General features: G+C 54.6%; 14 protein-coding genes. 12 read left to right on the forward strand and 2 right to left on the reverse strand.

Going from position 1 to position 13529, the window contains the following annotated elements; genetic code table 11:
* The first annotated feature begins 401 nt into the window (after positions 1 to 401).
* Positions 402 to 641 (forward strand): hypothetical protein, encoded by a 240-nt coding sequence (locus tag KRAC_RS25265; RefSeq protein ID WP_244422240.1) that lies wholly within the window; start codon positions 402 to 404, stop codon positions 639 to 641.
* The gene (locus KRAC_RS25270; protein ID WP_007912062.1) at positions 634 to 1047 is read left to right on the forward strand and encodes a hypothetical protein; all 414 of its coding nucleotides are present in this window, start codon (positions 634 to 636) and stop codon (positions 1045 to 1047) included. Before KRAC_RS25265 ends, KRAC_RS25270 begins: the two co-directional genes overlap by 8 nt.
* A gap of 56 nt (positions 1048 to 1103) precedes the next feature.
* Here the strand turns inward: KRAC_RS25270 and KRAC_RS25275 are convergent, their stop codons facing one another.
* Positions 1104 to 1697 (reverse strand): DUF3090 family protein, encoded by a 594-nt coding sequence (locus KRAC_RS25275; RefSeq protein ID WP_007912063.1) that lies wholly within the window; start codon positions 1695 to 1697, stop codon positions 1104 to 1106.
* A gap of 95 nt (positions 1698 to 1792) precedes the next feature.
* A complete protein-coding gene (locus tag KRAC_RS25280; RefSeq protein ID WP_007912065.1) occupies positions 1793 to 2773 on the reverse strand; it encodes a D-2-hydroxyacid dehydrogenase in 981 nt (326 codons plus the stop codon).
* 275 nt (positions 2774 to 3048) lie between these two features.
* Here KRAC_RS25280 and KRAC_RS25285 point away from each other — a divergent pair, with 275 nt between their 5' ends.
* The 10 genes from KRAC_RS25285 to atpA all read left to right on the forward strand — a co-directional run bounded on the left by KRAC_RS25285 (position 3049) and on the right by atpA (position 13524).
* Positions 3049 to 4332, forward strand: a complete 1284-nt coding sequence (locus KRAC_RS25285; protein ID WP_007912067.1) for a glycosyltransferase — start codon at positions 3049 to 3051, stop codon at positions 4330 to 4332.
* Positions 4333 to 4347: 15 nt separating this feature from the next.
* The gene (locus KRAC_RS25290) at positions 4348 to 6210 is read left to right on the forward strand and encodes an ArnT family glycosyltransferase (protein ID WP_007912074.1); all 1863 of its coding nucleotides are present in this window, start codon (positions 4348 to 4350) and stop codon (positions 6208 to 6210) included.
* 222 nt (positions 6211 to 6432) lie between these two features.
* A complete protein-coding gene (locus tag KRAC_RS25295; RefSeq protein ID WP_007912077.1) occupies positions 6433 to 7599 on the forward strand; it encodes a DUF362 domain-containing protein in 1167 nt (388 codons plus the stop codon).
* Positions 7596 to 8579 carry an NAD-dependent epimerase/dehydratase family protein gene (locus tag KRAC_RS25300; protein WP_007912079.1) on the forward strand — a complete coding sequence of 328 codons (984 nt, stop codon included), beginning with the start codon at positions 7596 to 7598 and terminating at the stop codon, positions 8577 to 8579. Before KRAC_RS25295 ends, KRAC_RS25300 begins: the two co-directional genes overlap by 4 nt.
* Before the next feature lie 213 nt (positions 8580 to 8792).
* Complete coding sequence (locus KRAC_RS79680) at positions 8793 to 9014, forward strand: AtpZ/AtpI family protein (RefSeq protein ID WP_007912080.1); 222 nt, start codon at positions 8793 to 8795, stop codon at positions 9012 to 9014.
* A 122-nt stretch (positions 9015 to 9136) separates the two neighbouring features.
* On the forward strand, positions 9137 to 10018 hold the full coding sequence (atpB, locus tag KRAC_RS25310; RefSeq protein WP_007912081.1) for a F0F1 ATP synthase subunit A: 882 nt from the start codon (positions 9137 to 9139) through the stop codon (positions 10016 to 10018).
* 158 nt (positions 10019 to 10176) lie between these two features.
* Positions 10177 to 10392, forward strand: coding sequence for an ATP synthase F0 subunit C (gene atpE / locus KRAC_RS25315; protein WP_007912083.1), 216 nt, complete (start codon positions 10177 to 10179; stop codon positions 10390 to 10392).
* A gap of 149 nt (positions 10393 to 10541) precedes the next feature.
* Complete coding sequence (gene atpF, locus KRAC_RS25320; RefSeq protein WP_007912091.1) at positions 10542 to 11078, forward strand: F0F1 ATP synthase subunit B; 537 nt, start codon at positions 10542 to 10544, stop codon at positions 11076 to 11078.
* On the forward strand, positions 11078 to 11665 hold the full coding sequence (gene atpH, locus KRAC_RS25325; protein WP_007912092.1) for an ATP synthase F1 subunit delta: 588 nt from the start codon (positions 11078 to 11080) through the stop codon (positions 11663 to 11665). Before atpF ends, atpH begins: the two co-directional genes overlap by 1 nt.
* A 326-nt stretch (positions 11666 to 11991) precedes the next feature.
* Positions 11992 to 13524 (forward strand): F0F1 ATP synthase subunit alpha, encoded by a 1533-nt coding sequence (atpA, locus tag KRAC_RS25330; RefSeq protein ID WP_007912094.1) that lies wholly within the window; start codon positions 11992 to 11994, stop codon positions 13522 to 13524.
* Positions 13525 to 13529 lie beyond the last annotated feature (5 nt).

Here is a 13529-nt window from a genome sequence, read left to right on the forward strand (position 1 = left end):
AATGTTGTATGTCGTAGCGCGTCGGCTAACCTCAAGCCTGAGGATCAAACCGAGAGTCGGAACTATGCGTGCCTCTTATACAGCACGCAGGGAAGTGTTTCCACCAACGCCTGCCTGAAGCTTGTCCCGGTCGTCTGTAGGGTGCTCTGGTATACTTGTTATACATGGACAACTAGCAAGGCACGCACACAAGGAGTATGGGCGCTTCCTCCCCATGTAAGATTTCCATGGGCTCCTGCGCCAGGAGGAACAACCAGCAATGCGAGGGCGAGCCATATATGCTCATTGAGATATACCGCGCCCTCACCGTTTGCTAACGGACGCCAAGGTTGTTCCACGACATTCGTTGGAAGCTGCCATCCAAAAATGGCGTAGACTACGAAGGAGGAACGACTGTGGGTATGTTACGGGTGATGTCACGGCGTGGTGACGACCGTCTCACCTGGGACGAGCAGAAAGTTCTCGCGGGTGATGCTGAAGCTGTGGCTGCAATTCAAGAAGCTGAGCGCATTTTTGCCCAAGAGCGTGCACGAGGCGCGACCGCTTTCCGCCTCGATCCTGGCAAACCAGCCGAACGCATCGAAGCCTTTGATGCCACCGCGGAACAAATCGTTCTAGTGCCAAGAGTGGTTGGTGGATAAACTTGGTACCCCGATGCTGACGGCCCTATATTGGCTCGCAATTGCCCTGGCCATCTCTCCCATACTCTGGCTGATTTTTCAGCCCTATGTGAAGGGATGGTCACGAGCGGAGCGTAGAGCTAGTCACTTGCTGCGCGATCTTCTCACCCATGAGCAATTTCGGCAGCTCTTCTGGTATGGGTACCTGGAAATCCCAAGCCCTACGGCTCCGCATCGCGTGTATCGTGTACCACGCCATAGTGGCTATGTGCAGGTGTTCGAACATGGTCGCGCGATCATGCGTCTCTGCCTACAACCCGTGGAATCGCTGCCCGATAGCGATTTAGTGGTACTGCACAAGCTTATGATCGAGGCAAACGAAGAGACGTATCTCCAAAAAGCGAATAAATACCTTTGTATTGAGTAATGCTCGCTATTCAGGTAGTCGATAAAAGAAGAGTAAGAGCGCGTCATCATGCGCTCTTACTCTTCTTCATCCTCATCGATATCCTGAATCTCCATCTGCACAATCTTATGGTGTCCGTTCTGCTTGACACAGGCATGGGGACCACCATCCAGGGGCATATGGCAGAAGGGGCAGACTGGGCGACCCGCGGCCACTACCAGGCCAATCTCATTTGAGAGCTCTAAGGCCTCCTGGGGTGAGAAACGCAGCACAACAGCTTCATCCTCTAGAATGAGTGCCTGCGGCTCCCCGCGCTCCTCAATAATCTCCATTGGGGCCAGGCTCAACAGAAACATTTCATTATGCTCATCAAAGTTGAGCTTCATCTGCCCCACCTGAAAATCGTATGTTGGCGTAAGCGGAAAATCTCCTGGCATTCCTGTGGGAGATGGCAAGCCCCCTGGACGCGCCTCAAGGCGCAAGACCTCGCCATCCGCAATCACGCCGAGAATACCTTCCAGGGTCTCGGCAAGGGTGCGCAAATGTTCCTTCTCCATCCACACAACCGCTGATCCAAGCCCACTCCTGGCATAGAGTCGGAAACGTCGCTGCCCGGGCATACCCACTGCATCCGCACCGAGTGTCTCGATGCGACCAAGATCATTGCTCATACAAGCCTCTTCCTTCTAAATGAACTATCGTGCCCTCTACAGACCTTCTCCCTCGACGCTATAAGCGCCAGAACCAGGAGCAAGCTAATCTCAAGCTAGTACCCACGCGCGGGATCATATCTATTCTGTAGTGACTGGCCCGCTCGATAGCGCCGCAAGTTTTCCGCGAAAAGCGCGGCGAGACGCTGGTCATAATGCACGCTCTCGCCCGAGATGTGAGGGGTCAGAATGACATTCGCTAACGTATACAAGGGACTCTCGGCAGGCAAAGGCTCTTCTTCGGTTACATCCAGGCCCGCGCCTCCAATCCATCCCTCGCGCAACGCCCTGACAAGCGCTCGCTCATCCACCACGCGCCCACGCGCTACATTAACCAGGTAGGCATACTGGCGCATCGCTTGAAACTCGGCCTCACCCAACAGGTGCTCAGTCTCGGCCGTCAATGGAACAGCGACCACGACATAATCGCACTCGCTTAGCATAGCATGCAACTGCGTCATAGGATAAAGCTGATCTACATGCTCCTGGTGCGCCCCCGCCTGTACCGTGCGTCTGGTCGCCAGGACCCGCATGCCAAAAGCCTGGCCCAGGAAGGCCACGCGCTGACCAATACTCCCCAGACCAATAATCCCTAGCGTCTGTCCCGCCAGTTCGCGTCCCCCCAGTTTATACCAGTTCGCGCTTCGTGGCCATATGCGCTGATCCTGTAAACGCACCATCGTGGGCCAGGAGCGATTATACATAAGCATACTCGCGAACACGTACTCGCCAATGGTGGTGGCATGGATACCCACCGCCGTTGTGACCTGTACCCCACTATCGGCCGCCAGGATACCACTTATGCGCAGACCATCCACACCGGCTCCCGACGCCTGCAACCAGCGTAAGCGCGGCGCCATTTCGCGCCAATTCGTGGGTACTTTGTAGGCACAAAGCACATCGGCCTCGCCCAGGCTCGCTTCAAACTCATCACTATCGCTAAGGCATAAGATCTCCTTACCCGCGGCCTCACTTAACACAGCTTGTGAGGCGGAAGAAAAAGGAAACGTACTGACTACTTGCAGACCTTGCGCCATACTCAACTCCTTAACTACTTTGTGAAGGCCTATTGTGGACACCCCTGCTCCATCTTTTTCAGTCTATCCGAAATCATCACAGGTGCGCAAGTCTCTCCACTCACTATATAGCAGTGACGCATAAAACGCACGCTCTAGCTAGCTTTCAAGCATTTTAAGCATGACGTTTTTCCCATGCTGTTCCTTTATTTAGAGTAATGCGTTTAAATATTCATGTGTCGCTATACACGACGCTTTATTGCGCATATCTCTATACCTAAGCGGAGAAAGAACGTGTGAGCATTCTTATTACCATTCTCGAAGGTGTCTATCTACTTATTGCGTTTATTATGGCCGTACAAGCCATTTTCAATATTCGGTTGCGTCTCTTCATCTGGGAAACGCCAGAACATGCCTGGCTCAATAGCGCCCCGACCGTCTACCTCGATCCCTGCCTGACCTTTACTATTCTGCTGCCGGCGCGCCACGAGGAAGAGGTCCTACGCGAAACAATGCAGAAAATCTATGATCTCAACTATCCAAAAGATTTATTACAAATTATCGCTATCTGTCGCGAGGACGATCCCAACACCATTGCCGAAGCCCAGGCCAAGATCGATGAATTAGGTGACCCCAATGTACAACTCCTGGTCTTTAATGACAAACCCATCAATAAACCGCATGGACTCAACCTCGCGCTCCAGGTCGCACGCGGCGATGTCGTGACGATTTTTGATGCCGAGGATGAGCCTCACCCGGATATCCTCAACATTATCAATACCACGATGCTTACTGAGGACATCGACGTGGTCCAGAGTGGGGTACAATTAATGAACCACAACACGAAGTGGTTCTGCTTCCTGAATGTTCTCGAATACTTCTTCTGGTTTAAATCCTCCCTGCATTTCTTCGCCAACGTAGGCATGACGCCCCTTGGTGGCAATACCGTCTTCGTCCGGCGCGAACTGATGGAGACTCTGGGTGGCTGGGACGAGACCTGCCTGACCGAAGATGCCGACCTGGGCATTCGCCTGGCGCTCTCCCACGCACGCATGCGCGTCATTTACGACGATGAGTTTGTGACACGCGAGGAGACCCCCCACACTATTGAGCAGTTTATCAAGCAACGGACTCGCTGGAACCAGGGCTTTATCCAGATTCTCTTCAAAGGCGAGTGGCTAAAACTGGAGAGTCTCTACCAACGCCTGCTCGCTTTCTATGTCCTGGTGCTCCCAGAGGTACAGGCATTCTTTACCCTGCTCGTCCCAGTTTCGCTGCTCACCTTTTTCTTTATTAAATTACCTCTCTGGATATCTTTATTGACGTTCTTGCCACTCTACATCTTTATCATGGGCATCTTTATCGACCAGGCAGGGCTGTATGAGTTTCTTAAAGCGCATGGGCGTTCATGGAGTATACGCGAGGCCGCCATCATGCTTTTCGCCTCGGTTCCCTACCAGTTTCTTCTAGGCCTGGGCGCCCTGCGCGCGGTCGCCCGCTTTATTCAGGGCGCGACCAATTGGGAGAAAACGGCCCATATTGGTCAGCATAGACAGAAAGAGCTAAACACTTTTATTTAGATAGGTGGTTGATTTGTGGTAAGAGATGAAACACAACAGCAAGCGAGCAGACATATAGATACCCCGGCGCAATCCCTGCCAACGACTCCATGGCCAGGTATAGGTGCAGAGCAGCAGCTTCCTGAGAGGCCACAGACCCACTCCTTGCCCCAGGGGCGGCTCATCTTACATAAGCAGGAAAACTTTTATGTCAGTACAGTCAATCGCAGACACCAACGTGTCCACCCCTTGCGCAAGCCAACCGGGGTAACCAGCGCGCTCCCCAAGATTCTACCGCAACAACAGACACGCATCGCCGACAGCGAGACACGTCGCATGCCTCGTCTGGACACGCTCAACACAACGCGAAGATCACGCTTTCCGATCCCTCTCTGGTTGGAGACGCTTGGACTCTTGCTGGTTCTTGTTGGAATTGGTCTCGCCCACGCCTATAATATGTTCAACTATCCACGCTACGAACTGGACGAGGGCACCTATATAGCCAGTGCCTGGTCCATTCTCCAGGGACAACTCATGCCCTATGCTTATGGCTACGCGCATCCACCCGCGGGCTGGATCCAGCTTGCCACCTGGATTCCACTCTTCAATGGCTTCTTTGCCTTTGGCAACGCGCTCAATACAGGGCGCGCCATTGTCTTACTCTATAAATTGGGAAGCGCGCTCCTGGTTTACCTGATAACACGCCGCCTCTCGGCTCGGCGCAGTCTGGGGCTGCTTGCTATGGTTATCTTCGCGCTGACACCTCTTGGTATCACCTATCAGCGTGAGATCTATCTCGATAATATCGCCATCTTCTGGTTCTTGCTCTCGCTCTTCCTGCTCGTCACCGGTAATAGCCGCCTGCGAGCGATCATCTTCTCGGCCCTCACGCTGGGGATAGCCATTCTCTCTAAAGAGGTGCTCATCCTCCTTATGCCGGCAATGCTATATGCTGTCTGGCTGTATACGACATCTTTCCAACGCAAGTTCGCGCTGGTGGCATTTGGCTATACCACGCTAGCACTCTGCTCGGCCTGGATTCTCATGGCTCTGATGCGTGGCGAGTTCTTCTCCTATACATGGCATCTCCCCTGGGATAACCACGCGCACTTGAGCCTGTTACAGACCATCCTTGAGCAGACAAAACGGACCCAGAGCGAAGGCAGCCTGGGCACCAGCTTCAGCCAGTGGATGGGGCTGGATAGTCTCCTGGTCGTCATAAGTATTGTAGCGCCCGTGTTTAACCTGGTGTTTGGCTTCCGCCAGCGCAATCAGTTGCTCCTCTCCCTGCTGGCACTCAGCTTCTGGCTGCTCTTCATTCGTGGAGGGGTCGTCTTTCCCTACTACATTATTCCGCTCATTCCCCTCGTAGCCATGAACTGCGCCTTCACCTGCGCTACTCTGGCGCGCTGGATAAGCCAGGTCACGCGCTTACCCCTTTTGCAGGGTATCCTGGTCCTGCTCGCTATCGCGGCCATAGTCCCATACGATATCCTGCACGCCCAGCCCATCTATACTCACGACTATGCACAGGAGCAGCGCCAGGCCATGGATTGGATGCGTGAGCACCTGCCCCGCAACACTGTTGTCGTCATTCCCCCCCAGTACTTTGTGGATATGCGCGTAAGTGGAGGCGAGGCCGTGGGAGCGCATTCTCCCTTTCCGAAAGCGCAACTCTTCTTTAACGTTGCCACTGATCCATCCATCTATCACGACCAGCTCAAAGACAACTGGCAGAATATTGACTACATCCTTGTCGATCCCGATGTCATACTCCATCTCAATATGATCCGGGAAGTTAAAGGTGGCAGCTCCATCCTCCAGCAGGCCCTCAAGCACTCCGTTGAGCGTGCACACTTCTATGACATCAGCATCTACCAGGTTCAACATAAGATTTGATGGATGAGAGAGCATGGCGACCTGCGGCCGCCATGCTCTCTCATCCATCAAATCAGATCTTAAATAGATAATTTTGCATATAAACCTCAAATATCTATAAGTACCACGCATCTAGATAACTGCATATTTAAGCAGTATGATTAATACACAGCCGGTATCATATTCTGGTAGGTGGTGTGGCGGGCACGAGAAGTGGGATTTGTTGGAAGGGAAGAGTGAGATATGGATGCAAGCAAAACTGCTGGATACCAGCCTGTCAGCATTGTACGTACCGTTGAGGGGATTGAAGAGGCAACGCACCGCGCCATCGCGGGCATAGGCGGCATGGAAACGGTAATGCGGGGTGCGAAAGTGGCGGTACTCAAACCGAACTTTGTCGCGGGAAGGCGTGCCGAGACGGGAGCTACCACCAGTTTCGCCGTACTCAAAGCCGTGGCTGAGGAGGTGCACGCCTGCGGGGCCGAGCCTGTGCTCTGCGAAATGCCAGGGACAGAGTTTGATCGCGAGGCGACCTATACTCTGCTGGGAGTAGAGGGGTTCTGCGCACGCCACAAGATTCGCATTGCTCGCCTGGACCTCGAAGGCGGCACGAGCGAGTGGCGCGAGGTGCATCCCACGGGAGCGAAACGCCTGCGCTCCTTCGAGCTCCCACGCCTGCTGGATGATGCTCGTCTGATCAACCTGCCCGTTTTAAAAACCCACGTCGTCTCTGGCATGACACTGAGCATGAAGAACCTTATGGGGCTACTTCCCAGACCCGCCCGTCGCGCGATGCATACCCTGGGGATAGATCAATGTATCGTGGATATGAATCTGGGCCTGCAAGCAGATCTCAACATTGTCGATGGGAGTGTGGGACAGGATGGCGAGGGTCCCCTGTATGGCGAGAAGGCGAATCTCCAGGTCCTGGTTGCTGGTCGCAGTAGCCTGGCCGTCGACCTGGCCTGCTGTAGCCTGGTGAATGTGTCACCACGCGCTATTCCTCACCTGCGCCTGGCCCTGAAACACTTTGGTCAGCCCGAGATACACTTTACTCACGAACTGCCCCAACCTCTCAAGACCTTTCGTCTTCCCCGGCAAAATAGCCTCTACCGTCTTCTCTTCTGGCTGATGTACCCCCTCGACTACCCCTATACCTGGCTCGCCCAGCGCGGCAAACATCTCTGTACCACTCTCTATAGTACAGGTCTGGTAGGTACACACCCCGTCATCGAGCGCGAGCGATGCACCCGGTGCGGCGAGTGTGTGCGCGCCTGCCCTCTCCCCGAGGCCATCAACCTCCAGACACTCAAGGTCAATTACACTACCTGCCAGCGCTGCCTGCTCTGCTACGAGGCCTGTCCTGAGCAGGCGATCAGCGTCAAGGGTTATTCAGGAGCGCGCTCATGAAGGTCCTGGTCACTGGCGCGACTGGCTTTCTGGGTGCGGCCCTGGTCGGGCGGCTCCTGGCGGAAGGAGAGAGGGTGCGTGTCCTGGCACGCGATGCCTATAAAGCTCATCGCCTCTTCGGTACACGCGTAGAGATTCTCCAGGGTAACCTGCTGGAAGCCCCCAAGGTAGCGGCCGCGCTCAAGGATATCGAGGTCATCTATCACCTCGCAGGGCGCCTCTACCATCCCAGCATTCCAGCAGCACACTATTTCGAGACGCATGTGGAGGGCACGCGCGTGCTCCTGCAGTGCTGTCGCGACCTCCCAGGGCTGAGCCGCCTGGTCCACTGTAGTACTACCGGCGTCTATGGCGTCACTGGCCTGAACGCGGTTGATGAAGCCAGTCCATACGCGCCGACCAATCCCTATGAGCAAAGCAAGTTGGCGGGAGAAGAGTTGGTGATACAAGCTCATGCCGAAGCGCAGCTTCCCGTCACAGTGGTACGTCCCGCCCTGGTCTATGGGCCGGGAGACCTTCACCTCCTCGGCTTCTTCCGCCAGGTCGCTCGCGGTCTGCCCGCCACTATCGCTGGCGGCTGTGCCTATATTCACCCTATCTACATCGATGATATGAGCCGATCATTTCTCCTGGCAGCACGCCTCCCGCATGCCATTGGACGCTGCTATAACGTCGCGGGACATTTCCCGGTCAGCTTTACGGATCTAGCAGGTACAATTGCCAACGTTCTTAAACGCCACCCCTGTCCGCTGAGTCTCCCCACCTGGATGGCTTATGGTGCGGCAATGATCTTTCGCTGGCTGCCAGGCATAGGCGAGGCCAGTGCCCCTCTGACCACCAGCCGGATCGACTTTCTTACGCATAGCCGCATCTATAGCTGCGAACGTGCTCGGCGTGAGCTGCAATTTACGCCTCAGGTTGAACTCAATGACGGCATCCACTATACCATTGCCTGGTACCGCGAACATGGTTACCTTTAATGGAAGAGTAGAATGGGATGGGATGCGGGCGGGGCCCGCATCCCATCCCATTCTACTCTTCCATTAAATTATACCTACAGCAAGCTTGCGAGCTGGAATGGGCGACTTTTGAGAAGCCATGGGAGAAAAAAGAACTAACATTGCACAAATTTTGTTGCCTGTGCTATAATCCCATAGGTACAATAAGAAGAGAAGATAGATGGGATTTTTAAGATGAAGCGACAGCCGCCGAACCCAGTCTGGGCGAACTTGGCGTTAGTTGGACAGCTTGGCTTCACTATCGCAGTTCCCATTATTCTACTTGCCGTTGTAGGAACTTTGCTCGACGGTTGGTTACACACCAAACCGTTATTTATACTGCTCGGGCTGCTGCTTGGCCTGATCTCTGGCATCTACGGTGCATACCGTTTGTTAAAAAACTCACAGGTTTTATAGGTTTTTGCATATCCTGGACATAAGCCAGGGATACAGGGCCTACTGTTGGGAGCAAAACGGAACCGCTATTTACTGACAAGGAGATCCAGCTGGCAGGGTCCGCCGCAACTGGAGGACGCCACGTGAATCTCTGGAGACTTCCTCACGTACAACTCGCACCGGAAGTTATCTTCACGATTGCAGGTTTCCAGGTTACTAATACCTTATTCTGTACCTGGATTTCCATTGTCGTACTTATCGCTCTTTTCTTTTTCGCGACACGCAGAGGTGATATGATTCCCCGTGGTCTGCAAAATGCCATGGAGGTTATCGTTGAATTTCTGCTGAATCTGGCCGAAAATATAACAGGAAAGAAAAACGCGCGTAAGTTCTTTCCCCTGGCCGCTACGTTCTTCTGCTTTATCCTGGTTTCCAACCTGCTTGACGTCATCCCTGGTGTCGACTCGATTGGTTCTATTAATCCGGAAGAACTGCCCAAGGGAGCCCATCCAGGCATTCTCCTGTGGGGTGACGCTTCAAACGCGCTCATTCCCTGGATTCGCCCTGCCACGACCGATCTCAATCTAACGATTGCGATGGCTCTGATCGCGGTTATCACCGCGCAGTGCGTTGGCTTCGCGACGCTTGGCTTTAAAGAGCATACTATGAAGTACATCAATCTTCGTAGCCTGCTCAAGTTCTCAGGGACTGGCTTCATTGAAGTCTTCGTGGGCCTGCTCGAGATTGTCAGTGAACTCAGCCGCGTGCTTTCGCTGGCCTTCCGTCTCTTTGGCAACATCTTCGCTGGCAGCATCGTGCTGGCGGTCTTCGCCTTCCTGCTACCTGCTGTGGCAAACGTCATCTTCATCCCATTTGAACTGTTTGTTGCCGCGGTCCAGGCCTTTGTCTTCGCCCTGTTGACGCTCATCTATCTGCAGCTCGCCGTCACCGGTCACGGTCACGACGAAGAGCATGGTGAGGAGGTCGATCTCAGTCAGACCTCGGCAGCAGGGAGCCACGCCTAGCCTAAAAGAGCGCAAGAGCCATGTGGGGCGGACTGCATCGTCCCATCAACGTATCGTACCTTTTCAATGTGCTTGCTACTCGCGGAATCACTCTGCGATTGCATAAATTAATTATACATTAAAATTACTGGACGCAACGTCCAGGGAGGATTATTCAGATGTACAAAGAACTCGCTATCGCCCTCGCTATCGGTCTCGGAGCCATCGGTCCTGGTATTGGTATTGGTATCGCCGCCGGTCAGGCCTTCAACGCCATCGGCCGCAACCCTGAAGCCGCCCCTGTTATCCAGACCAACCTGATCCTGGGCCTGGCGTTCGCCGAAGCTATTGCTATCTACGCACTGCTGGTCTCTCTGCTCATCAAATTTGTCTAGCCCTGAATTATTTATTCTGAGGCTTCCCTATATGCGCACGACACAGAGACACAGCCAGTCGTAGACGTGGAGACAGACACGATGAGCTGCGTCTCCGTGTCGCGTATAGGGGACAAGTGATGGCATAACGCCATCAAGGAGGCAAAAAAATGCAAGCACTTATTCTCGCTCAAGCGAGTGCGAGCAGCGGTGGACTTGGTATTAACGGTGCCTTCTTTATCTCGCAGTTGATTAGCTTTGGTGTCGTCTTCCTGATCCTGTGGCGCTGGGGCTTCCCAGCCCTGCTAAAGATCATGGATAAGCGCCAGGCGATCATCCGTGAAGGTATCGAAAACGCTGAGAAGGCCAAAAGAGATCTCGCTGAGGCCAATAACCGCGCTGAGCAGCTCCTTCTGGAAGCACGCCGCCAGTCAGCTGAGACCATCGAGCGTGCCAGCAAGAACGCACAGCAAGAAGCCAACCGCATCATCGAAGAGGCCCAGGCCCGCGCTGAGCAGGTGGGGCAGCAGCAGATCGCTCGCATCCAGCAAGAGGCCAACCGCGCTCGCAATGAGCTGAGCCGCCAGGTAATCAACCTCTCTATCGAAGCCGCCGGCAAAGTCATCAACAAATCCGTTGATAGCAAAGACAATCGCCGCCTGGTGGAAGATTTTATCGTTGCCACTGACCAGACGAGGAACAACTAATGTTAAAAGGAGCGGTAGCACGCCGCTATGCCGGAGCCATCTTCGAGCTCGCGCGCAAGCAGAATACGCTTGATCGCACGCTTGAGGACGTGAAGGAGATCGCACGCCTCTTTTCGATTCGTAAACTGGCGTACCTCCTGCGCGAGCCAAAGGTTCCGACTAAGCGCAAAGAGACCGCGCTGCGCCAGGCTCTCGAGCCTCGGGTGTTGCCGACATCGCTCAACCTCGCTCTGTTGATCGTTCAGCGTGAACTGGTCGACGCTATGCCAAAAATTGCTGTCGAACTGGAACAACTGGTTCTGGACTATCGCAATCAGGCAATCGCCGAGGTGACAACGGCACAGCCCCTCGATGAAGGGCAGCGCACGGTCTTGCAACAAGCATTAGAGAAGCGAACCGGGAAGAGTGTTATCATGCAGACCCGGGTCGATCCGAGCATTCTGGGTGGTGTCGTGGCTCGTGTGGGAGATCAGGTCATTGATGGAAGCGTGCGTTTCCGTTTGCATGCCTTGCAGCAACGCTTGCTCAATGAAGCGGCTTCCAGCAGTCGAGATTTTTTCTCTGAGGAAGAGCCGGCACTACGCTAAGGCGCGCGAGGTCTCTTCCTCACCACTGTGATACTACCCTTTCGCTATCCGCCCATTGGCTCCTTATGCGAAAACCAACGCCACTATCGTGGCTAGCGCTTCGCGCTCAGGTTTCCGTAGAGGTAGCGGCTGGATACGTCTCGTAGAGAAGACCCCCTGTCACGCTTTCGTCCGCTCTCGTCCTGCCATCCCTTACGGGATGCGGCCTGAAAACGGGCTTAAAACAAGCTTGAAACAAGCTTGAAATGACTAAGCGCACCGGCAAAGCAGACAACAAGAAACCGTAAGCAGACAGACCACTAGGATACGAAACTAGGAGGAATACGATGGCATCTTGGGCTGACGAAATCAGTGCCATCATAGAGAAAAACATCGCAGGCTTCGGCACCGAAACAACGGCGACCGCGAGCGTCGGCACCGTTATTGCGGTGCAGGACGGCATCGCCCGTGTGTACGGCCTGCAAGATGTAAAATATCTTGAGTTGGTAGAATTTCCCCGCACAGGTCTCTTTGGCCTGGCGTTTAACCTTGAAGAAGAAACCGTAAGCTGCCCAATCCTGGGCGACTACACCCAGATCCGCGAGGACGACGAGGTGCGCACGACCGGTCGTATCATTGAGGTACCCGTCGGCGACGCCCTGCTAGGTCGCGTGGTCAATTCCCTGGGCCAGGCTATCGACGACCGTGGTCCTATCGTGACCGATAAGACCCGCCCTGTCGAGCGCGTCGCCCCTGGCGTTATTACCCGCCAGACGGTGAACACTCCTGTACAGACTGGTATCAAGGCTATTGACAGCATGATTCCTATCGGCCGTGGCCAGCGCGAGCTGATCATCGGCGACCGCCAGACTGGTAAGACCGCTATCGCCATCGATACGATCATCAACCAGAAGGGCAAGGACCTGTTCTGTATCTACGTCGCAATCGGTCAGAAGAACTCCTCAATCGCCCGCACGCGCGCCATCCTGGAGCAGCACGGCGCGATGGAGTACACCGTTATCGTGGCCGCTGGCGCATCCGATCCCGCCCCCTTGAAGTACCTGGCCCCCTACGCGGGTTGTGCCATAGGTGAAGAGTTCATGGAGAGCGGACGCGATGCACTGATCATCTATGATGACCTGACCAAGCACGCTGAAGCCTATCGTAACATGTCCCTGATCATTCGCCGCCCTCCAGGCCGCGAAGCCTTCCCTGGCGATGTCTTCTATCTCCACTCTCGCCTGCTGGAGCGCGCCGCCCGCCTGAACGAGGATTACGGTGGTGGTTCGCTGACCGCGCTACCCATCATCGAGACCAAGGCGAACGACATCTCGGCCTACATCCCAACCAACGTCATTTCGATTACCGATGGCCAGATCTTCCTGGAGACAGACCTCTTCAACGCTGGTCAGCGCCCGGCCCTTAACGTCGGCCTCTCGGTCTCCCGCGTGGGTAGTAGCGCGCAGACGAAGGGTATGAGCCAGGTAGCCGGTACACTTCGCCTTGACCTGGCGCAGTTCCGCAGCCTCGCCGCCTTCGCTCAGTTCGCCTCAGACCTGGATAAGGCCACCAAGGCACGTATTGATCGCGGCCGCCGCCTGACAGAAATTCTCAAGCAGCCACAGTACAGCCCGGTTCCTGTAGAGAAACAGGTCATCATCATTTACGCCGCCACCAATGGCTATCTCGATGATATCGAGCTGGACAAAGTCGCTGACTTCGAGAGTGGTCTCTACCGCTACCTGGATACCACCTATCCAGCACTCGGCCAGGAGATCGTCGAGAAATCGGTCAAACAGAAAAATAAGATGTCTCCCGAATTGCAGAAGAAGCTGGGTGCCGCTATCGAAGAGTACAAGCAAACCGCCCTGGCGCGCTAGGAGGT

The organism is Ktedonobacter racemifer DSM 44963, assembly GCF_000178855.1.
Lineage (GTDB): Bacteria > Chloroflexota > Ktedonobacteria > Ktedonobacterales > Ktedonobacteraceae > Ktedonobacter > Ktedonobacter racemifer.